Origin of the sequence: Mycolicibacter longobardus, from assembly GCF_002102265.1 — a bacterium.
GTDB classification, from domain to species: domain Bacteria; phylum Actinomycetota; class Actinomycetes; order Mycobacteriales; family Mycobacteriaceae; genus Mycobacterium; species Mycobacterium longobardum.
In genome coordinates this window covers 69,711-90,550 of sequence record NZ_LQPG01000026.1, presented here as the reverse complement: position 1 = coordinate 90,550, position 20,840 = coordinate 69,711, and the positions used below count along the sequence as shown (strand labels likewise).

Genomic DNA, 20,840 nt, shown 5'->3' with positions numbered 1-20,840 from the left:
GGGGTTCGATCTACGGTAAGGAGCTTGAACCCTAGCCGGTCTTGCGGTCGCGGAACTTGCGGCGACTGGCCAGTTCGTCCTCGGGCGCGGCGATCGACTCGCCGCCGTCGGCGCGCTCACCGGGGAAGTCGGCGATCACGCCGGTCAACTCCCGCATCGCGCCCGACACCGCGATGCCGAACACGCCCTGGCCGCCCTGCAGCAGGTCCACGACCTCCTCGGCCGAGGTGCATTCGTAGACGGTGGTGCCGTCGGAGAACAGGGTGATGTTGGCCAGATCCCGGACCCCGCGCTCACGCAGGTGGTCGACGGCGACCCGGATGTTGTGCAAGGAGATGCCGGTGTCGAGCAGTCGCTTGACGATCTTGAGCACCAGAATGTCTTTGAACGAGTACAGGCGCTGGCTTCCGGAGCCGGCCGCGCCCCGGATCGAGGGCACCACCAGCGACGTGCGCGCCCAGTAGTCCAGCTGGCGGTAGGTGATGCCGGCGATCTGACAGGCGCTGGGCCCGCGGTAGCCGACGAGTTCGTCGGGGACCGAGTCATCGGGGAACAATCCGGCCTGCACGGGTTCGCCGGCGCTTGAGGCGGTCACTGCGGCCTCACGCTCACCCACGTCGGACTGCCCCGTGAAGTCCAGTTGTTCCTGCCCCGGTTGGTCGCCCACGATGCTTCCTCTCGCCGATCGCGCTCGTTGCCACTGGCTGGCCGGTGGCCGCGTTTGCTCTTGCCCGAGTTGGTCGTGAGCATACGCCGTCCGACGAGCTGCCGTGCAGTTGTTCCCGCCGTGGTTCAAGTATGGGGGCCGGGTTTTGCACACCATGCTTTCGCGTGGGCGTGTCGTCCTCGCCGCAGAGAGATGAGACGTATCTGTGACGGGGCTGAGGCCGCCGCGCCGAGTCAGGTTGCTTTGAAATCGTCGGGCGACACGCTATCGAGGAACTCCTTGAACTTCTCGACCTCGTCCTCACGCACCGCGCCATCGGTCTCGTCGTCGCTCTCGTCGGGGATGAGCAGGCCCGCCTCGGCCAGCACCGCCTCCTCGACGTAGATCGGCACCCCCACCCGCAGCGCGATGGCCACCGAGTCCGACGGCCGCGCCGACACCGTGATGTCGCGGTCGAAGATCAGGTCGGCGTAGAACGTGCCTTCCTGCAGGTCGACGATTCGAACCTCTTTGAGGGTGTGCCCGAGCGCACCGATCAGGTCGCGGATCAAGTCGTGGGTCAGGGGCCGGGCCGGCTCCACGCCCTGCTGCTCCAGGGCGATGGCGGCGGCTTCGGCCTGCCCGATCCAGATCGGCAGATATCGATCACCGTTGGCTTCACGCAGCAGCAGCACCGGCTGGTTCTGCGGCTGCTCGACGCGAATGCCGACTACGCGTACTTCACCCATCTCCAGTCAGCCCTCCGCATTCGCCTGTGTCCCAAGTCCCTGTTGTCCCAAGTCCCTGTGTCCCAGTATGACTCGCTGCGAACCCCCGGCCGGACAACCGCGTGTCACACAACAAGCCGCCGAGGCGAGTCTAGTCCTCAGCGGTGCAGGACGTCGTGTACCGCGGACTTGAGCAGCGCGGTGTGCAGCGCGATCGCCAGCGCCGCAACCTCGCGCGCCAGGTCGTCGGCGCGGTCACGCGCGCCCTCTTTGCCCCCCTTGACCAGCGGCCCGGCGATCTGGGCGATCAAGTCGGACTGCCGGTCGGCCGCGGAGCGGAACGCCCGCAGGTGCCGCGGCTCGACGCCGTATTCGGCCAGCCCGCGCGCGCATTGCACGATGACGACGGCGTGCTCGTCGAAAAGACCCCCGGGGCCGGGCGTGATCACACCCGATCTCACCAGTGCCGTCAGCAGGATGTCATCGGCACCCGAGCGCTCCAGCAGATCCTCCCGACTCAGCCGGACCTGCCTGGGCGGCGCCGGCAGCGCCGTCCCGTTATGGCCGGGCTCACCGGCGTCCGGCACCAGCCGCGGCACCGAGTAAGGCGACTCGGCCAACGGCAGCGCGCCGTCCGGTTCGGCGTCCAGGCGCGCCTTGATCACCTTCAGCGGCAGGTAGTGGTCACGTTGCGCGGTCAGCACATAACGCAGCCGGGCGCAGTCGTAAGCGCTGAATCGCCGGTAGCCCGACGCCGCGCGCTGCGGCATGACCAGCCCCTCGGTCTCCAGGAAGCGAATCTTGGAGACCGTGACATCAGGAAAATCCGGTCGGAGCAGATCCAGCACCGCTCCGATCGACATCCCAGCCAGTTCAGGGCTGTCAGGCGCGCTCACTAGCTCCCCGGCCCGGCCTCAGTCTCACCGGTCTTCGGGCCGGTCAGGAACACCAGGCGGAACTTGCCGACCTGGACCTCGTCGCCGTTGACCAGAACCGCCGAGTCGACCGGCTCCCGGTTGACGTAGGTGCCGTTGAGGCTGCCGACGTCGACGACCTGAAACTCGTTGCCCTCCAGCCGGAACTCGGCATGACGGCGGCTGACCGTGACGTCATCGAGGAAGATGTCGCTGTCGGGGTGCCGGCCGGCTGCGGTGACCGGCTGGTCAAGCAGGAAACGCGATCCGGCGTTGGGACCGCGCTTGACGACCAGCAACGCCGATCCCACGGGCAGCCCTTCCACGCCCGAGGTCAGGCTCTCACCGCCCGCCTGCGCGGGGGCGTCGAGTTCGTTGAGGAAGTCAGCACGGAAAACCGATGTGGTTTCCACGGTGACCTCGTCGCCTGCCTGGTCTTGCCCCATTGCCGGGTCCTTCTCCGTCACCCGCTACTCCTCACTGGCCGCTGTGGTGCTACCTGGTCGCGTCCGCCGGACATCTCTTGCGCCGAACCCTGAATCGTTGAGTCGACCGTACCGCGCAGCGGTCCGTCATGTCCCCCGCACGGCGGGATCGTGTCGGGCGGATGCCCGCTCGTCCCGGCAGGCAGGCTAGCAATCGTCATTCGGCCAGCGTCGCGCGGTAGGCCTCGGCGGTCAGCAACCCCGACAGACTCTGGTCCAAGGCCGCCGAATCCGCGTTCGCCACCTGAAGTTCCAGCAACCAGCCGGCCCCGTACGGATCGGAGTTCACCAGCTGCGGGTTGGCCTCCAGATCGGCGTTCACCGCGATCACCGAGGCCGTGATCGGCGCGTAGAGATCCGAGACGGATTTGGTCGACTCCACCTCACCGAAGGCCTCACCCGCGGTGACCTGGGTGCCCTCGCCGGGCAGTTGCACGAAGACCACGTCACCCAGTGCCGCCTGCGCGAAATCGGTGATACCCACCCGGACGGTGTCGGAGCCGGTGCGCCGAACCCATTCGTGCTCGGCGGTGTAGTGCAGGTCGGATGGGACCAAATTTTCCGAGCTCACGGTGATTGTGCTCCTTGCGCTGTCGGGCTCACTTGACTGGCTGAGCGTATTGGCGTGGTTTCGGTTGCCGCAACACGGTCACCTCCACGTGGTCGGCCTGCTGGACTCCCATGGCGCCGCCGAGCCGCTTGACGCTGTCGACCGCCCCGCCGGGAATGTTCATCGCGGCGGCCAGGGTCGGGGGATCGCCAATCGCCAGAACGGAATACGGTGGCGTCAGAGCCGTCCCGTCGAACTCCAGGGCCCCGGGCATGCCGGCAACCCACGAGTCCACCCCGATCCGCACCGCCTTCATGGCGTCGCGGACCTCCATCGCCTCCGCACCGGCCGCCCGCAGCTCGTTGATCACGTCGAGCATCGTCTCGGACGCGACGCCCCGGGCCGGATCGTCGACGGTGATCACGACGCCGGGCCCGACCGCACCGACGGTGCCGATCATGATCGCCAGGGCGGCCAGCCGGGCCTGGGCGTTGTCGATGGCGGCCTGATCGGAGCTGCCGGACTCCTGCAGCGCGTTGAGGGTCTGCTGCAGTTCGGCGACCTCGGTGTTGAGTGCGGCTTCGCGCTGGCGCAACGAGTCCAACAGCACCAGCAGATCGGCGGGCCGTGCCGTCTCGAGCGCGTCTCCGGAGTCGGTCTGGCGGACCTGAGTGACGATCGCCACCCCCAGCAGCAGGCACAGCAGCGTCGCGAGCACGCTGAACAACAACCCGGAGCGGCCGCGCTGCCGCGGAGCACCGTTCGGCTCGGGCGACTCTGGCCGCTCGTGCCGGCCGTGCGCCGGATCGGTGCTACTCATGCCCGTCAGGCCCCGAAAAGCCGTCGCCGCAGCGCCGCGGCGTTGCCGAAGATGCGGATGCCCAGCACCACGATGATCGCGGTCGACAATTGGGTGCCGACCCCCAACTGGTCGCCGACGTAGACGATCAACGCCGCGACCAGGACGTTGAACACGAACGACACCACGAACACCTTGGCGTCGAAGATCCGCTCCAGGTAGGCGCGCAGGCCGCCGAACACGGCATCCAATGCCGCCACCACGGCGATCGGCAAGTAGGGCTGGACCACCTCCGGCACGCTGGGATGAAAAACCAGTCCCAGCACGATGCCGGCGATCAGTGCGGCGATACCGATCATCGAGAACCCACTCCAGTCTGCTGAACCGGACCGACACCGACGGCGTCATGGCCCGCAGCGCAAGCTTGCGTCACGACTCCCCTATCTGTTTGGCAAACCGGACATCTCGGACCGATCCCGCGGGTAGCGTCAGGTCGGCCGTCCGGCCGTCGACGCGCACCACCACTCCGTAGGACATCTCCAGCAGCCGCAGCCGGTACAGGCCCGGGGTGCGGTCGAAGGCGTCGCGCAACTCGCGGGGCGGGCCGATGGCCTGCAGCGTGTAGGGACTGCTGATCGGCTTGTTGTCGACCAGGATGGCGCCGCCGGCCTGCCGGATCGTCACGTTGGGACCGATGCGGACGTCGCCGACCGCGATCGCCTCGGCGCCGCTGGCCCACAGCGAGTTGACGACGAGCTGCAGGTCGCGGTCCAAGATGATCTGTTGGCTGCCCGACACCCGTTGTTTGGAGGCATCGGAGAGGTTTCGCCCCACCCCGGGATCGGTCACGGTGACGGTCAGACCCGGCCCGGTCACCCGGGTGCTGGCGGCCTCCAGACTGAGCGCGTCGAGGCCGGCCAGCACCCGCTGCCCTTCGGCGTCGTCGGCCAGTCGGTGCCGGCGCAGCTCGTCGACGCGATTCGCGTAGGTGTCACGTTTGTCGGCGAGCCGGCCGGTGACGGCTTCGGCCGACCGCACGTTGGCGGCCAGCACCTGCTGGGCGTCGCGCACCCCGGGCGCCACGGACCGGGCCTGGGCGACCGCTACGGCGAACACCGTCGCCACCAGCAGCGCCGCCAGCGCCTCCCACAGCCAGCTCGCGGTCCGCGCGGTCTCCGCGGGCTCATCCCCTTCCCGGCGTTCGCGCTCGGCGGCCGCGGCGGCATAGCCGGGGTCCAGATGTTCTGAGAGCAGCGAGCGCAGCAGTGAGGGCACCGCGAATGTCTGCGGCGCGCCGGCCTCGTGGGCGCCCCGGCCGCCCTGGGAGTCATAACCGCTCAGCGCGAAGAACGGGTCAGCCACCGGGGACCTTCGGCATCGTGCGGACCACCAGCCTGACTTGGATCAGATACAGCACGAATGCCCACAGGTACATGCCCAGACCCCAGATCAGGAAGGCCCATCCCACCGACAGCACCACCCGGCTCCACAGCGCGTCCCACTGCCCCAGCAGGATCAGCGGAAACGCCGACATCAGCGCGAAGGTGCCGGCTTTGCCGATGTAGATCACCGGCAGCGCGATCAGTCCCCGGCTGCGCAGCACCGGCAACACCGCGGCCAGCAGCACGTCGCGGGCCAGCAGGGTGCCGATGATCCACCAGGGCACCATGCCGCGCACACCGAAGACGATCGGTATCGCCACCATGTAGAGCCGGTCGATCGCCGGGTCGAGCAGGGCTCCCAGCGCCGAGGACTGATCCAGCAGCCGGGCCAGCTTGCCGTCGACCCAGTCCGAAGCGCCACTGAGCATCAGCGTCGCCACCGCCGGCCCGTCGGCCCGCGCGACCAGCATCAGATAGAGGAAGACACCGATCAGGCCCAGACGGGCCAGGCTGATGACGTTGGGCACCGTGAGCACCCGGTCTTGGGTTCGATCGGTGCCGGACCCGGCAGGCATACCGACCCCCTAGCGGAAGATCCCGGGCAGGCTCAGCGCGTCCATGCTGTCGTCGCTCAGCGGGTTGTCCCGGACCATGTAGGTCCACGTCGAGGTGGGCCGTGCCAGCTTCGACAGGTCGATACCGGGCTCGGATTCGATGGAATCCGAGGTCTCCAAGGTCTGCTGGGCCGCTTCGATGGCGTCGGCGGCCAGCGACGCGAAGGCGTCCAGGGCCATCCGGTGGAACTCGTCGAGCGGGTTCTGCCGGCCCAGCGCGCGCAGGTGGATGCTCTCCCGGATGTCGGCCAGATACGCCAGGTGATCGGCCCAGCCACGGTCCAGGTGGTAGAGCATGATCAGCCGGCAGATCTTCTCCAGCTTGGCGTCGGCGTCCTCCCCCAGCTGCTTCTTCAGCTCGGCGTAGCGCTGCGGGGTCAACTCGGCGAGCTCCTCGCGGGCCGCCGGGGTGGACAGCAGCGCGTTGCGCCGCTCCACGATGATGGCGCGCTGCTGGGCGATCAGCTGGTTGTACCGCCAGGTATTGGCGTGGATGTCGAGCAGCTTGCCCTCGGCGATGCGCTGCGCGTGGTCGAGCATCCCGGAGGCCTTGGGGCTGAGGATCCGGCCGTCCTCATCGGTCTCGGTGGGCAGCTTGTTGGCTTCCAGGTTGGTCGCGGCGACCTCGTCCTCCCAGCTGGAGAAGAACACCGAGGACCCCGGGTCGCCCTGACGGCCGGCGCGGCCCCGCAGCTGGTTGTCGAGGCGTTGGGTGTGTTGCCGTCCGGTTCCGATCACGTGCAGCCCGCCCAGTTCGACGATCTGGTCGTGGTCGGTCTCGTCCGATCCGCCGAGCCGGATGTCGGTGCCGCGCCCGGCCATCTGGGTGGAGACGGTGACCACACCGAGCTTGCCGGCCTCGGCGATCACGGTGGCCTCTTCGGCGTCGTTCTTGGCATTGAGCACCACCGCCGGGACCCCGCGCTTGCGCAGGCGCTCGTGCAGTTCCTCGGACTCGGCGACGTCGTGGGTTCCGACCAGCACCGGCTGGCCGGTGGCGTGTACCTCGACGATGTGCTCGACGATCGCGTCGTTCTTGGCCGCCGCGGTGATGTAGACGCGGTCTGCCTCGTCCTCCCGGATGTTCGGCATGTTCGGCGCGATCGGCGACACGCCCAGCTGGTAGAACTGCCGCAGCTGTTCGCCGGCGGCCAGCGCCGTGCCGGTCATGCCGCACACGGTCGGGTACCGGTTGACCAGGGCCTGCACCGTGATGGTGTCGAGCACCTCGCCGGTCTCGGTGGTCTCGATGCCCTCTTTGGCCTCCACCGCGGCCTGCAGGCCGTCCGGCCAGCGTTGCAGGGCGGCGATCCGGCCGCGGGAGGCGTTGATCAGCTGCACCTTGCCGTCGCGGACGATGTAGTGCACGTCGCGCTGCAGCAGCACGTGGGCGTGCAGGGCGACGTTGACCTCGGTCAGCGTGGACACCACGTGTTCCTCGGAGTACAGGTCGATACCGCCGAGCGCCTTCTCGACCTTGCGTGCCCCGACCTCGGTGAGGTGGATGTTGCGCCGGTCTTCGTCGGAGTCGTAGTCCACGCCGGGGGTGAGCCGCCCGATCAGCTCCACGATCTCCATCCGCGGCGTCTCGCGGTGGGTGGTGCCGGCCAGCACCAGCGGCACCAGCGCCTCGTCGACGAGCACCGAGTCCGCCTCGTCGATCAGCGCCACGTCGGGGTTGGGCGAGACCAGATCCTCGACGTCGGTGACCAGCTGGTCACGCAGCACGTCGAAGCCGATCTCGTTGACCGACGCGTAGGTGACATCGCAGCGGTAGGCGGCCCGGCGTTCGGCGGAGGTGGAGTCGGCGGTGATCCAGCCGACGGTGACTCCCAGCGCGGTCAGCAGCGGCCCCATCCATTCGGCGTCACGGCGGGCCAGGTAGTCGTTGATCGTGACGACGTGCACGTGGCGCCCGCCGATCGCGTATCCGGCGGCGGCGATCGCACCGGAGAGCGTCTTGCCTTCACCGGTGGCCATCTCGACCACATCGCCGGCCAGCATCCGCAGCGCGCCCTGCAGCTGAACGTCGAACGGACGCTCGCCGATACTGCGTTCGGCGGCCTCCCGGGCGATCGCCAGAAACTGCGGGATGTCCGCGGCGTCGGCCAGATCCTTGAGGTTGAGCAGTTGCGCGGCCTTGCGCAGCTGCTCGTCGTCGAGGCCGGCGGCCTTCTTCGCGTAATCCGCGGCGGCCGCGACCTCGGCCATCGAGCGACTCTGGTTCTTCTCGGTGCTGGCGCCCAGCAGTTTCCAGAATTTTCCGCTCAACCGGCCGGATTTTGCACGCGTGGTCCCGGAGGCAGTTTTCGAGGTGTTAGCCACAGCACAACGGTACGCGGTGGCCGCCGCCTGATCAGCCGGGGGCACCGCGCCTGCCGGGTTGCCGCGGCGGCGCATATCCGGCGCGATGCCACGCCCCTGCGGTAGGTTCGCACGGGATTTTCTCGAACTCGGATACCGGCCGCGACGCCGTTCGCGCGGTAGGGACGGCAAGGAGACGTAGCCGTGGACTCGAAGCTGTTCCAGCCGTCCATCGACTGGGCCCATGCGCTGCCCGATTCGCTGCTGTGGATCGCGGTGGCCTGGACGATCAGCGCCGTCAGCGTGCTGGCCGTGGGGGCGCTGCTGCGGGTGAGCACGCGCTGGGGACGCCAGTTCTGGGAGATCAGCGGCGCCTACTTCACCGGACGCGACAGCGTCCGGGTCTGGCTGATGCTGGGCGTGCTGCTGCTGTCGGTGATCACCGCGGTCCGGCTCAACGTGCTGTTCAGCTTCCAGGGCAACGACATGTACTCGTCGCTGCAGACCGCGTTCCAGGGTGCCGCCGGCGGCGACGACGCCATCAAACAGTCTGGCGTGCATGGGTTCTGGATGTCGATCGGCATCTTCAGCCTGATGGCAGTGCTGCACGTCGCGCGGGTGATGCTCGACATCTACCTGACCCAGCACTTCATGGTGAACTGGCGTATCTGGCTCACCGAACGGCTCACCGGGGACTGGCTGGACGGGCGGGCCTACTATCGCGCCCACTTCGTCAAGACGCCGCTCGACCCGGCCGTGGGTGAGGCCATCGAAGGCGCGATCGACAACCCCGACCAGCGTATTCAGCAGGACATCGACATCTTCACCGCGGGCAACGGCGCCAATCCGAATGCGCCGGCCAACGGCACCGGCGGCACCCTGCTGTTCGGCGCCGTGCAGTCCATGGTGACGGTGGTGTCGTTCACCGCCATCCTGTGGAACCTCTCGGGCACCCTGACGGTGTTGGGAGTCGACATTCCCCGGGCCATGTTCCTGATCGTCCTGGTCTACGTCGCGATCGCGACCATCGTGGCGTTCTGGATCGGCCGGCCCCTGATCCGGCTGAGTTTCCGCAACGAGCTCACCAACGCCGCATTCCGCTACGCGCTGGTGCGGGTGCGCGACGCCGCCGAATCGGTGGCGTTCTACCGGGGCGAGCTCGCCGAGCGGGTTCAGCTGCGGGCGCGGTTCTCGGCCATCGTCGACAACTATCTGAAGTTCGTGAACCGAACCATCGGGTTCGCGGGCTGGAACCTGTCGGTGAGCCAGGCGATCGTGCCGCTGCCCTGGGTTATCCAGGCGCCGCGGCTGTTCGACGGCCAGATCATGTTCGGCGGGGTGGCGCAGACCGCTTCCGCGTTCGGCAACATCTCCGACTCCCTGTCGTTCTTCCGCAACGCCTACGACAACTTCGCCGGTTACCGTGCCTCGATCATCCGTCTGCACGGGCTGGTGGAGGCCAACCGCGAGGCCCGCGAGCTGCCCGAGCTGCTGGTGAAGCCCAGTCCCGACGGCACGGTGGCGCTCGAGGGCGTCGAGGTGCGCAGTCCGGCGGGCGACCCGCTGATCGAAGCGCTGGACGTACACCTGGGCATCGGCGACGCGCTGATGATCGCCGGACCGTCGGGCAGCGGCAAGACGACCCTGTTGCGCAGCCTGGCCCAGCTGTGGCCGTACGCGTCGGGCACCCTGCGCCGCCCGGAAGCGGCCAACGCGACCATGTTCATCTCGCAGCTGCCCTACATCCCCCTGGGTGATCTGCGGACCGTGGTGGCCTATCCGCTGGCACCGCAGGAGATCTCCGACATCGCGTTGGTGGATGCGCTGGGCAAGGTCATGCTTCCGCACCTGATCGACCAGCTCGACAACGTCGAGGACTGGGCCAAGGTGCTCTCCCCCGGCGAGCAGCAGCGGGTGGCGTTCGCCCGAATTCTGTTGACCCGACCCAAGGCGGTGTTCCTCGACGAGTCGACGTCCGCGCTCGACGAGGGGCTGGAGCTGACGCTGTACCGCCTGCTGCGCACCGAGCTTCCCGACACCATCCTGGTCAGCGTCAGCCACCGGCACACGGTCCGCCAGCACCACCGGCATGTGCTGGAGCTGCTCGGGCAGGGCCGCTGGGAACTGTCCCCGGCCTAGTTTTCTGCGGCGAGCAGACGCAGAATCGTGTCTCCGCAGGCCTTTCTGGGCGACTCTATGTCTGCTCGCGCTAGCGGCGCGCCGCGTGGGCGCCGGCCCGACGGCCGAAGAACGAGCCCTCCCCCAGCTGAGTGCCACTGGCGTAGCCCTTGCCGTCCTGGGCGATGTTGGCCGCACAGGCACCGGCGGCGTAGAGGCCCGGTACCGGCTGGCCGTCTTCGCGCAGCACCTCGCCGTCCACCGAGGTCGCCAACCCCCCGATGGTGAAACCGGCGTACATCGCCTTGCCCAGCGACAGGTCGAACGCGCCCCACGGCCCGGTGTCCTGCGCGGCCAGGAACGGCGGTTGCTTGTGAAAGTCCGGGTCCTCGCCGCGGGCCGCGTAGGTGTTGTAGCGGTCCAGGGTCGCCACCAGGTTTCCCTCCGGAATGCCCAGTGCGGCTTCCATTTCCGGCACGGTCTCCCAGCCGTCGATCAGCGGCACCAAGGGCACCTGCGGCTTACGCAGATGGGTCTCGTCGACGATCAGGAACGCCGCGCTGTCCGGCTGGTCCATCACATAGCCCGACGTGCGTGAGTGATACGAATCCTCGGCGACGAAGCGCTTGCCGTCCTTGTTGACGATGATCCCGGTGAGCAGGATCGAGGGCGGATACACCGGCGCGGTGATGAACACCTGGTCCATGTGCTTGGTAGCGCCACCGACCGACACCCCCATCCGGATGCCCAGGCCGTCGTCGTAGGTGTTGCCGAGCACGAACGGCTTCTCCGCCAGCTTCGGCGTGTGCTCGGCGACCATCTCCGGGTTCATTACGAACCCGCCGGCCGCGATCACCACCGACTTCGCTTTGATCGCACCGCTTTCGGCGAAATGCTTCCACGTCACGCCCACGACGGCACCCGCGTCATTGGTGACCAGACCGGTGGCGCCCGTTTCGTAGCGGATTTCCACCCCGAGGCTCTCGGCCCGCTTGAGCAGCAGGTCGATCACGATCTTGGCTCCCTGGGTGTCGCCGGGCACCGGGACCTTGTGCCCACGCGGCGCCGGAACGGCCTGATTCAGATACGGCCACACCTTCTCGTTGCCGGTGTACATCAGCCCTTCGGTGTTGGGCTGGATCACCGCCTTCTCCGGGTAGTAGCTGCGCTCGAACTGAAATCCGAGGTCTTCCAACCAGTTGAAATGCTCGACGCTGCCCTCGCAGTAGGCCCGGATCTTGTCGTGCTCGGGTTCGCGGGAGACTGCGACGAGGTACTTGTACATCTCATCGGCCGAGTCGGGATGCCCGGTGGCCTCCTGAACGGCGGTGCCGCCGCCGAGGTAGAAGTGCCCACCCGCCATCGCGGTGGTGCCGCCGGCCTCGGCGGCGCGCTCCAGCACCAGCACCTTGGCCCCGGCTGCCGCCGCGCTCACCGCCGCGCAACCGCCGCCGATACCAAAACCGATCACCACCACATCGACGTCGTCAGACCACGACGAGACTGCGTCAGCGCTGATGGTTTCCGGTATCTGGGTGCTCATTGGCGCCGCTGCTCCTGTTTGATGTAGTCGAAGACGGATCGGATCTCGGCCGGGATGTAGGCGATCTCCAGGTAAGGCACACCCGCGTCGGCAGCCGACACGTAGGCGAAACTCATGCCCCCTGGCATCACGCCCCGGGCGACCAGCTGGGCGCCCTGCTCGACGGCGTCACTCAGCATAGCTTCGAAGTTCTCGGGGTCCTCGGCCTCGATGCAGATGTGGTGCAGACCCGGCCCTTGGTCGGAGAGGAAATCCTGATAGAGACTGTGCCCGTTCACCGGTGCGATCAGCTCCAACTGCATGTCACCGAGGTAGCTCAGGGCGATGTCCGCGACGAAGTCCGCCGGCTCGCCCAGGTAGCTGCAGGTGTCGGGAGCAAAGTGCACTCCCGGCATACGGAGCCACTTCCGCACGCCCAGCAGCGCGGTCAGGGTCGATTCCGTGGCCGCCAGATCGCTGGTGACCCAGGCGATCTGGATGGGTGGGCGCGGCATCGGGGTCATGGCAGCGGGGCCGGCACGCCTACATCTTCGCGGATCTGCTGGGAGATCGTCGACCACGCCACCGCCGCAGGGTAGCCGCCCCAGACGCTGTTGAACAGACCGACGATCCCGGCCGTACCGGGGCCGAGCATGATGTACACCGGGCCACCGGAGTCGCCCTGTTGACTGTGGACTCCATCGCCCATGGTGAACCATCCGTTGTTGACCCGGTGGACGGTTCCGCAGGTCTCACCGGTGATGATGCCGAAGTGGCATACCGGGTCGCCGGGCGACACACCGTCGGCCGGGCCGGGCTGGAGTTGCACACCGCCGGGCAGGATGTCGTTGACGTCGACGTCGTCGGCCAGCACGATCGCCTCGTAGTCGGCGATCACATGGTCGCTGTTGACGGTCGCGCCGTTGGGGGTGTTGTCGCGGAACGCCGCCAGGGTGCCGATGACCTTTCCGCCACGGTCGGTGACGGCACCGTTGCCGCGGCAATGGCCGGCGGTGAACGCGACGCGCAGGACCGGGTCGACATAACCGAGCGTGCAGATATGGGTGTCCTGGTGGATCTCCATCCCCGGATACACCAGCACCCGATCGGCTCGAGCCGTCCCGCCGGTGCCGGACACCATCCCGCCGATCGCCGCCATCACCACGAGCACCCGCACAACCAGCCCGCGCACCGTCGACTCCTGTCGTTGAGGGCCGGTTTCGGCCCGGCACCTAGCCACCATGATCACCTGCGCAGCGCGGCGATCAGGGGATCGTCAACTCCTGACCGGGGTGGATCAGGTCGGGGTTGGCGATACCGCTGGCCTTGGCGATCTCCGGGTACTTGTTGCCGTCACCGTAGAACCGCTCGGCGATGGCGAACAGCGTGTCACCCGAGACCACGGTGTACGTGCGCGCTGCTGGCTCGGCAGGCGCAGCCTCTTCGGCCTTGGCCTCCTCGGGCGGCGGGGCGTCGGTCTCGGTCTTGGTGGACCAGGCCGCGCCGTCGGCTGCGTACAGCACCAGGTTGCGGTCGTCCTGCAGGACCAGCTTGACGTCCTTCTTGCCCTTGGTGTCGGTGTGCCAGATCGGCTTGTCCGCCGTGTACAGCACGAAGTTGCCGTCGGACTGCACCTCGGCGCGCACCACGTCGTTGCCGTTGGTGCCCGACGCCCAGACAGCCTTGCCACGCGCGGCCAACACCAAGTTGCCGTCGTCCTGCAGTGTCAGGGTGTATGCCCCGTTCTTGGAGGTCAGCGACTCGCCCTTGACGAGCTTCTTCCCTGCAGTGAGCGTGTCTCCCAAGCTCTGTGCCACGTTGTCCCCTTCTAAATCGGCACGCCGCGGCTCATACCGCCGGGCGTCGTCGCTCGGATGCGACGCCGCCAGCCTATGCGAACACCCGCCGGTGCGCTTATCAATACGTCAGTGCGGTTCCGGTTCCGGCCGTTCCCGCGACTGGGGGCCGCCACCCCGGCGGCCCGAACACGTAGCCCAGCCGGTCGCGCCACCGGGTGGCTGCGCGCACATCGGCGATCATCGACCGGTACTCGTGGAACTGCAGCGTCACGATGTTGAAGGTGTCGACCTGTTTGGTCAGCCCGTAGTGCGGGCGGAACCGCTCGGGAGTGAAGGTGCCGAACATCCGGTCCCAGATGATCAGGATGCCCCCGTAGTTGCGATCCAGATACTCCGGGTCCATTCCGTGGTGCACCCGGTGATGCGACGGCGTGTTGAATACGAATTCGATGGGGCGCGGCAGCTTGTCGATCCGTTCGGTGTGCACCCAGAACTGGTAGATCAAGCTCACCGAAAAACTTGCGAACACCATCCAGGGCGGAATACCCAACAGCGGCAACGGAATCCACATCAGGATCTCGCCGCTGTTGTTCCACTTCTGGCGCAGTGCGGTGGCGAAGTTGAAGTAGCGGCTGGAGTGGTGAGCCTGGTGGGTCGCCCAGATCAGCCGGACCCGGTGGGCGATGCGGTGATAACAGTAGTAGAGCAGGTCCACGCCGACGAGCGCGATCACCCAGGTGTACCAGCGCGCCGGCGACAGGTGCCATGGCGCCACATAGGTGTAGATCGCGGCGTAGCCGATCAGCGCGACGAACTTCCATCCGGCGGTGGTGGCCACCGAGACCAGGCCCATCGAGATGCTCGCCCAGGCATCGTCGCGGCGATAGGCACCGGCAGGTGCCCGCTGCGATTCGGACTCCTCGAGTTTGCGGGCCGCGAACCATTCCAGGGTCAGCAGCAGCAGGAAAAAAGGCACGGCGAATAAAACCGGGTCGCGCATCGGCGCGGGCAGCACCGACCACATGTCTGCGATCGCTTCCACCTCGCTCACCTCCGGTATCAGCCTAGACATCGCGGCGGCCCGCTGCGCCCGGCTCCGCCGCGCTTGCCACCACCGCCAGAACGCGATCGGCGATCAGTCCGGTGACAGCGGCGCCTGGTCCTCGGAATGCCAGTGCACCGCGTAGACCCCGGGCTGTAGAGACAGTTCACCGACCAGGCGCTCGAGCCGGTCGGGTGCCCGGTTGTCCGACAACATCGAGGCGGTCAGCGCGATGTTGTCGTCGCCGGAACGTCCGGTGTGGATTCCGCGCAGCACCAGGTCGTTGCCGGCGGTGTGCTGCACGATCTGGGCGCGCAGATACTTCTCGGATTTGGGCCGACAGATCACCTGCACCTCGTAGGGCGATTGCGGTTCGTCCTCCTCGACGTGCTGGTCGCGGTCGATGAGCCGGCCCAACGGTCGCAGCAACAGATGCGTGCCGACGATCGCGCCGGTACCGATCAGCGCGAACGACAGGTTGCCGGCCGCCGCCAGTACTCCGACCGCGGCCGAACACCAGAGCGTGGCCGCGGTGTTCAGGCCACGAACGTTGAACCCCTCCCGCAGGATCACCCCGCCGCCGAGGAATCCCACCCCGGACACCACGTAGGACGCGACCCGGGTGGAGCTGGTGTCATCCGCAGCGATCGAGTACAGCACGAACAGCGTTGCGCCGGCGGCCACCAACGCATTGGTACGCAGCCCGGCCATCCTCGCGCGCCACTGCCGTTCCAGCCCGATCAGTGCACCGCAACCCAGCCCGACAGCCAGCCGCAGTGTGAACTCGGCGACGCTCAGCGTCTGCATGACCTCAACGATGTCACATCGCTAGCCGGCTGCCACCGGCCGAGCCATCACCGTGGGCTTGAAGCCGTACCGAGGAGCGGCGAATCCGCGGCCCTGCCCGGCGGCGGCCATCGGCACACCCGGCATACCGGCGGCACCAGCCTCCGGTGCGTGCGCAGCGACCGTCCAACCGGTGGCCGCGACCGAGCTGCCGGGCGCCGCGGTGGTCGGGACGGACGCGGCCCACGACTGCGGGACCGACAGCGCACCGACCGAGCCCGCCTGGCCCATGCTCGCCGACGCCGCGCCGATACCGTTCGCGCCCAGCCCGGCACCCAAGCCACCGGGTCCGAAGATGTGGCTCATACCCGGCAGCAGCATGTCCATCGGGTCGACCGCACCCAGGCCCAGCGGGTCGGCAGCGGCCAGCATGGCACCGCGGATGACGGCGATGTCCGCTCCGGCCTGGGTGATGCCGGCCATGCCCATCGGGCTGAACGAGCTGCTCATCAAGTTGGTCATCGCGTTGCTCAGGTCACCGACGCCGATCACCTCGCCGCCCGTTGTCGGCGGCTGCACCGGCGCGGCAAGGCCCTCCAACGTGCTCGGCGTCGTCGAGATCGCCTGGGCCAGCGTGGATTGCGCGTTGGAAGCCGCCGCCGAACCGGCCGCCTGGGCGACCGCACCCTGCTGCGCACCCTGCGCCGCGGGGTCGGCAACCTCATGCGGCGGGGTGAACGGCGTGACCTTCGTGGCCGATGCGGACGCGGCCGCGTAGCCGTACATCGCCGAGGAGTCCTGGGCCCACATCTGCCCGTAGTGCGCCTCGGTCGCGGCAATCGCGCCGGCGTTCTGGCCGAGGACGTTGGTGGCCACCAGCGTGGCGAGCTGGGACCGGTTGGCGACGACCAGCGGCGGCGCCACCGTCATCGAGTGTGCCGCGTCGAACGCCGCGGCCGCCGCTTTCGCCTGCATGGCGGCCTGTTCCGCCTGGGCAGCGGTCGCGCCCATCCACGCCACGTAGGGGGCGGCCGCGGCGGCCATCGCGTTGGATGCCGGACCCATCCAGCCTTCGCTGACAAGCCCGTTGATCACTGCCTGGTAGCCGGCCTCGGCCGAGCTGAGCTCGGCGGCCAACTTGTCCCAGGCCGCGGCGGCGGCCATCAGCGGTCCCGAGCCGGGGCCGGTGTAGATGCGGGCCGAGTTGATTTCCGGGGGAAAGGCTCCGAAGTCCATGACATTGCTCCTTTTTCATCGGTGGTTTCGCCATCAGTGGCTGGTATTTGGTGGGATGTGCGGGCACGGTCGATAACCGATATGCGTTGCGGCCGTACGTCAGACGGCAAGGAAGATCGGGGCGGCCGGTCATGGCGACATACCGGAGCCGGGCATGCCAAGTCGATCGCTTGCTCGATGAAAAGATCGAGCTGTCAAGCGATTTCAGGGCATGCCGAAGCCTGGCGCGTCCCGCTCGGGAACGTCACGCCAGTCGACGAGTCAGCGCCGGTGTGAATCAGATGGTGAAAGCAGTACCGAGATCGAAGGAGACGAACATCGATCTCGGATAGGAACTATCACTCGGACTCAATGTCGCTCTCACCTCCTCTCGGCCTGGGCACGCGCGGGTGCCTGCACATATGCATAGCGAGGTGAAGTCCACCCGGCGACAGCCGAGCTCCGCACCCCTCTCGTCAGAGCTTCGGCACTGCACGGCGTGTCCTGACCTGCGAAAACCATGCAGGCTCCGGAAGCCACTTGGGCTCAACCCTTAATCCGGGAGGAGCTGTCCTGACCCGGGGCGTCTTTCGACGTTCGGGGTCAGTGGCCTATATCCATGCAGACGCCTCACCTAACGAGGTGCTTGCAAGGTCCATAGTGCACCAGGTGGGTGGCAGGGGTCAATCCGGATCGCCGAAGCGCCGGCAACTTGCTGGACGGCGTTCCACGCCGGAGACGAAACAGCTTGTCCTCGGCCACAAATCGATGGCCCCTAAAACACAACAGCGGCAGCACACCCCGTTGATCGGGTGTGCTGCCGCGCTGCGGACTGCGAGGCGCTCAGGCCCAGCTGGAACCGACAGAGGCGTCGGTGTTGGCCATGTTGTTGCCGGCGGTCTGCACCTTCTGACCATGAGCATTGGCCTGCTCATAGATCACCGCGAAGTTACGACCCAACTGCGCCACAAACTCCTGGCAGGCCACCGAACCCGCGCCGCCCCAGAAGTCCCCGGCGGCCAGCACATCATGCACGATCGCCTGATGCTCAGCCTCCAGCGAAGCGGCCTGCGCACGAATCAGCGCACCGTGGGCATCCACATCACCGAACTGATAGTTGATAGACATAGCTCGATTCCCCTTTTCTGCTAGCTGCCCAGGATCTGCTGCGAGGCAGCTTCCTGCTGCTCGTAGTGGTTCGCGTCACGAATCAGGCCATCACGCACCCCGTGCAACATCGTCACGATGTTGCGAAACGCCGTCTGCATCTGACCCATGGTGTCCATCGACGTCCGCTCGGCCAGACCACCCCAGCCAGCGCCGGAGATATTCGTCGAGGACGCCCACATCCGACGGGCCTCATCCTCAACGGTCTGCGCATGCACATCGAAACGACCCGCCATCGCACGCATCGCGTCCGGATCCGTCATAAAACGTGTTGCCATGGTCTTCTCCCTGGTTTCGTGAAAGTTATTGTGGCTCAGGTGTGTTTGGAACTATCCGGCCGACGCGGCGTTGGCCGCCTCGGTCTCCGCATAGGTGTTGGCGCTGGTGTTCAGCGTGGCGACGAACGCTTGATGGATGGCCTCGGCCTGGGCGCTGATGGCCTGGTACATGTTGGCGTGCGCGGCGAACTGCGCCGCGGTCAGCGCCGAAACCTCATCGGCTGCAGCCGGAATCACTCCGGTGGTCGGGGCTGCAGCTGCAGCGTTCTGCGCGCTGAGCGCCGAACCGATGGCGGCCAGGTTGCCCGCAGCCGCGGTCAGCGCCTCCGGTTGGGTGTTCACAAAGGTCATGGGGCTCTCCTTCAAAAGTTGCCGGCCACCAACGGCCACGCTCAACGGGCACGCAACCGGCCACCAGGCCAACGGCCATACCGGAGCGGGCTCAACATGATTCAGGTACTGAAAACGGCGCCGAAGCCGGGTCGGAACGAAACCGTCACCGATCCCAGGTTGGCACAATCACCGGGACACAAGTCTCGTCCTCACCTCCTCACACCAACGCCTGGACCGGGCGAGAGCACCGGCCTCTACCTGCGCAATGGTGGCACCGGTACCAACGGGCGTCAACTCGGACGAGGGGACCCTGCGCTGTGAATCAACTGCCAAACCGCTGTAGATTTAGGACGGCTTCTTCTCGGCGACCGCCGCGCTGAGCCCTTCGGCGAGGTCCTCGCGGGTCAATTCCTTGAACTTGTGCAGCCATTCCTCGCTGAAATCGGTGACGTCACCGGACAGAACCGCATCGAGTTCGGAGTCGTCGAGCCGGAAGCTGCGGTGGTCACGCGCCTTCTCCACGACATTGCGGACGAATCCCGCATTGCCCAGCACGTCGATACCGCGGATCAGATCGCCGTCTTCGGAGTAGTTCTCGTCGGCGTAGAACTTCGTGTAGGACGGCAGCAGCCCCTCGACTGCCTCGTCACTGACCACGTCCTCGTTCTCCGCCCCCATCATCTTGGTCAGTTCCAGCAGTTCCGGCGGGGTATAGCTGTAGAACTCGATCACGGTCGAAAACCGGCGCCGCAGGCCCTGGTTCACCTCGAGCATCTTCTCCATGGCATTGGCGTAGCCGGCGCCGAACACCACCAGTTCGTCGCGGTGGTTCTCCATGTAGAGCAGCAGGGTGTTGATGATCGCGTTGCCGTAGGCGTCGCCCTGGCTGTAGCCGCGCTCGTGCAGGGTGTGCATCTCATCGAAGAACACCGCACCGCCGAGCGCCCCCTCGAGCAGTTCCTCGGTGTTCTTCTCCGCGTCGGCCATGTAGCGGCCCAGCAGCTTGGACCGGTTGGTCTCCACCACCAGCGGTTTACGCAGCACCGTCAGGCCGCACAACTGCTTGGTGAAGGCCCGCGCCACCGAGGTCTTGCCGGTGCCGGGCGGACCGAGCAACAGGGTGTGCCGGGAGGTCACCGGAACCGGCAGCCCCATCTTGGCGCGCGCCAGATTCACCTTGGTGGTCGCCTTGATCAGCTTGATCTCCCGCTTGGCCTGCTCCATGCCGAGCATGGCGGCCAGTTCCGCGTCGCCTTCGGCCAGGTACCGGGCGGCCTCTTCGGCATGCCGGTTCGCTTCGGCCTGCTCTCGGGTGGGCGCGCTGTCCGGGTCCCACGGGTCGGTACGGGCCTCGATGGTCTCCGGGTCGGTCAACACCAGCCGGTAGTCCGGATTGTCCAGCGCTTCGCGGGCCGGCACGAACTTCGAGTCGCGCGAGTAGACCCGGCGCAGCAACTCGGCGGCTTCGTCTTCACGGCCCAGGTGCCGCATACACATGCCCTGCGTGTAGAGCGCCACGTTGGTGGCTCCGGGCACCCGGTCGCCTTCGATGGCTTCCTGTCCGCGCCGTATCGCCTCCTCGAACACCCCCAGCGCGGCCAGTGCCGTGGTGGCCATCGCCGCGGCCGCCGCCTTGAGCTCGGGCTGACGCCACGGTGCCGCCGCCGGGAACTGCTTGAGCACATCCGGCCAGCGACCGGTCCGGAAGTACAGCAGGCCATGTACATAACTGACCAACTCGGTCTCGAACGGGTTCCGCGGCTCGATACCGTCGAGCAGATCCGCCGCTTCGGCATAGCGCTTGGCTTCGGCCAGGGCGGCCGCGTAGGCGGCGGCCAACGACTCCACGCTGTTGATCCTCAGCCGCAGGAACATCCCGTCGGAGACCTCCGGCAGGAATTCCAGGTCGGACAGACCCAGTCGCCGGGTCTCCCAGCCGAAGGTGCGCACCGTCGCCCAGGCCTGAGCCAGCACCTCGATGTCGGAGTCACCGGCCAGTACCCGGGCCAGCCAGGCGTCGCACATAGTCGGGTCGATCGAGGTGGCGGTGGTGAACATCTGCAGCGCGACCTGCGGGTTGTGGCTGGGCTGCAGCCCGTTGACCGAGATCCCGGAGGCCAGCATGCCCGCGACCATCGCGTTGCGCGCGTCGGTCGTT

The 20,840-nt window shown here is 67.3% G+C and carries 22 protein-coding genes and 1 riboswitch; of the genes, 1 reads left to right on the top strand and 21 read right to left on the bottom strand.

The features are described 5' to 3' along the window. Positions 1-31 precede the first annotated feature (31 nt). The 10 genes from AWC16_RS14160 to secA2 form a co-directional block, all read right to left on the bottom strand. Positions 32-667 carry a MerR family transcriptional regulator gene (locus AWC16_RS14160; RefSeq protein ID WP_085265378.1) on the bottom strand — a complete coding sequence of 212 codons (636 nt, stop codon included), beginning with the start codon at positions 665-667 and terminating at the stop codon, positions 32-34. 233 nt (positions 668-900) lie between these two features. Further along, the gene (locus AWC16_RS14155) at positions 901-1,395 is read right to left on the bottom strand and encodes a bifunctional nuclease family protein (RefSeq protein WP_085265377.1); all 495 of its coding nucleotides are present in this window, start codon (positions 1,393-1,395) and stop codon (positions 901-903) included. A 137-nt stretch (positions 1,396-1,532) separates the two neighbouring features. Beyond that, the gene (ftsR, locus tag AWC16_RS14150) at positions 1,533-2,270 is read right to left on the bottom strand and encodes a transcriptional regulator FtsR (RefSeq protein WP_085265376.1); all 738 of its coding nucleotides are present in this window, start codon (positions 2,268-2,270) and stop codon (positions 1,533-1,535) included. Further along, positions 2,270-2,734, bottom strand: a complete 465-nt coding sequence (gene garA, locus AWC16_RS14145) for a glycogen accumulation regulator GarA (protein ID WP_085265375.1) — start codon at positions 2,732-2,734, stop codon at positions 2,270-2,272. Before garA ends, ftsR begins: the two co-directional genes overlap by 1 nt. A 196-nt stretch (positions 2,735-2,930) precedes the next feature. Next, entirely contained in the window at positions 2,931-3,329 is a 399-nt protein-coding gene (gcvH, locus tag AWC16_RS14140) for a glycine cleavage system protein GcvH (RefSeq protein WP_109561418.1), read from the bottom strand. A gap of 43 nt (positions 3,330-3,372) precedes the next feature. Continuing rightward, a complete protein-coding gene (locus AWC16_RS14135; RefSeq protein WP_085265373.1) occupies positions 3,373-4,143 on the bottom strand; it encodes a DUF881 domain-containing protein in 771 nt (256 codons plus the stop codon). A 5-nt stretch (positions 4,144-4,148) separates the two neighbouring features. Beyond that, positions 4,149-4,481 (bottom strand): small basic family protein, encoded by a 333-nt coding sequence (locus tag AWC16_RS14130; protein ID WP_085265372.1) that lies wholly within the window; start codon positions 4,479-4,481, stop codon positions 4,149-4,151. 70 nt (positions 4,482-4,551) lie between these two features. Next, positions 4,552-5,484 carry a DUF881 domain-containing protein gene (locus AWC16_RS14125; RefSeq protein ID WP_085265371.1) on the bottom strand — a complete coding sequence of 311 codons (933 nt, stop codon included), beginning with the start codon at positions 5,482-5,484 and terminating at the stop codon, positions 4,552-4,554. After that, a complete protein-coding gene (locus AWC16_RS14120) occupies positions 5,477-6,079 on the bottom strand; it encodes a CDP-alcohol phosphatidyltransferase family protein (protein ID WP_085265370.1) in 603 nt (200 codons plus the stop codon). Before AWC16_RS14120 ends, AWC16_RS14125 begins: the two co-directional genes overlap by 8 nt. Before the next feature lie 9 nt (positions 6,080-6,088). Beyond that, positions 6,089-8,443 carry an accessory Sec system translocase SecA2 gene (gene secA2, locus AWC16_RS14115; RefSeq protein WP_085265457.1) on the bottom strand — a complete coding sequence of 785 codons (2,355 nt, stop codon included), beginning with the start codon at positions 8,441-8,443 and terminating at the stop codon, positions 6,089-6,091. 183 nt (positions 8,444-8,626) lie between these two features. On the opposite strand from secA2, the gene AWC16_RS14110 reads away from it, so the two are divergent. Further along, positions 8,627-10,561, top strand: coding sequence for an ABC transporter ATP-binding protein/permease (locus AWC16_RS14110; protein ID WP_085265369.1), 1,935 nt, complete (start codon positions 8,627-8,629; stop codon positions 10,559-10,561). A 70-nt stretch (positions 10,562-10,631) separates the two neighbouring features. Here AWC16_RS14110 and AWC16_RS14105 read toward each other — a convergent pair whose 3' ends face one another. The 11 genes from AWC16_RS14105 to eccA all read right to left on the bottom strand — a co-directional run bounded on the left by AWC16_RS14105 (position 10,632) and on the right by eccA (position 20,818). Next, positions 10,632-12,083, bottom strand: a complete 1,452-nt coding sequence (locus AWC16_RS14105; protein WP_085265368.1) for an FAD-binding protein — start codon at positions 12,081-12,083, stop codon at positions 10,632-10,634. Beyond that, a complete protein-coding gene (locus AWC16_RS14100) occupies positions 12,080-12,586 on the bottom strand; it encodes a VOC family protein (protein WP_085265367.1) in 507 nt (168 codons plus the stop codon). Before AWC16_RS14100 ends, AWC16_RS14105 begins: the two co-directional genes overlap by 4 nt. Beyond that, positions 12,583-13,221, bottom strand: coding sequence for an Rv1815 family serine proteinase (locus AWC16_RS14095; protein WP_085265456.1), 639 nt, complete (start codon positions 13,219-13,221; stop codon positions 12,583-12,585). Before AWC16_RS14095 ends, AWC16_RS14100 begins: the two co-directional genes overlap by 4 nt. Positions 13,222-13,327: 106 nt before the next feature. Beyond that, positions 13,328-13,867, bottom strand: a complete 540-nt coding sequence (locus AWC16_RS14090; protein ID WP_109561416.1) for a LysM peptidoglycan-binding domain-containing protein — start codon at positions 13,865-13,867, stop codon at positions 13,328-13,330. A 112-nt stretch (positions 13,868-13,979) separates the two neighbouring features. Continuing rightward, entirely contained in the window at positions 13,980-14,903 is a 924-nt protein-coding gene (locus AWC16_RS14085; protein ID WP_085265455.1) for a sterol desaturase family protein, read from the bottom strand. Between the two features lie 93 nt (positions 14,904-14,996). Further along, a complete protein-coding gene (locus AWC16_RS14080) occupies positions 14,997-15,710 on the bottom strand; it encodes an MgtC/SapB family protein (RefSeq protein ID WP_085265365.1) in 714 nt (237 codons plus the stop codon). A 21-nt stretch (positions 15,711-15,731) separates the two neighbouring features. Then, on the bottom strand, positions 15,732-16,925 hold the full coding sequence (locus tag AWC16_RS14075) for a PPE family protein (RefSeq protein ID WP_085265364.1): 1,194 nt from the start codon (positions 16,923-16,925) through the stop codon (positions 15,732-15,734). 440 nt (positions 16,926-17,365) lie between these two features. After that, positions 17,366-17,553, bottom strand: a riboswitch (M-box (ykoK) riboswitch). A 194-nt stretch (positions 17,554-17,747) separates the two neighbouring features. Beyond that, entirely contained in the window at positions 17,748-18,032 is a 285-nt protein-coding gene (locus tag AWC16_RS14070) for a WXG100 family type VII secretion target (protein ID WP_085265358.1), read from the bottom strand. A gap of 20 nt (positions 18,033-18,052) precedes the next feature. Further along, on the bottom strand, positions 18,053-18,349 hold the full coding sequence (locus tag AWC16_RS14065) for a WXG100 family type VII secretion target (protein ID WP_085265357.1): 297 nt from the start codon (positions 18,347-18,349) through the stop codon (positions 18,053-18,055). A gap of 51 nt (positions 18,350-18,400) precedes the next feature. Next, positions 18,401-18,700 (bottom strand): PE family protein, encoded by a 300-nt coding sequence (locus AWC16_RS14060; protein ID WP_085265363.1) that lies wholly within the window; start codon positions 18,698-18,700, stop codon positions 18,401-18,403. 327 nt (positions 18,701-19,027) lie between these two features. Then, positions 19,028-20,818 (bottom strand): type VII secretion AAA-ATPase EccA, encoded by a 1,791-nt coding sequence (gene eccA, locus AWC16_RS14055; protein ID WP_109561415.1) that lies wholly within the window; start codon positions 20,816-20,818, stop codon positions 19,028-19,030. Between the last annotated feature and the right edge of the window lie 22 nt (positions 20,819-20,840).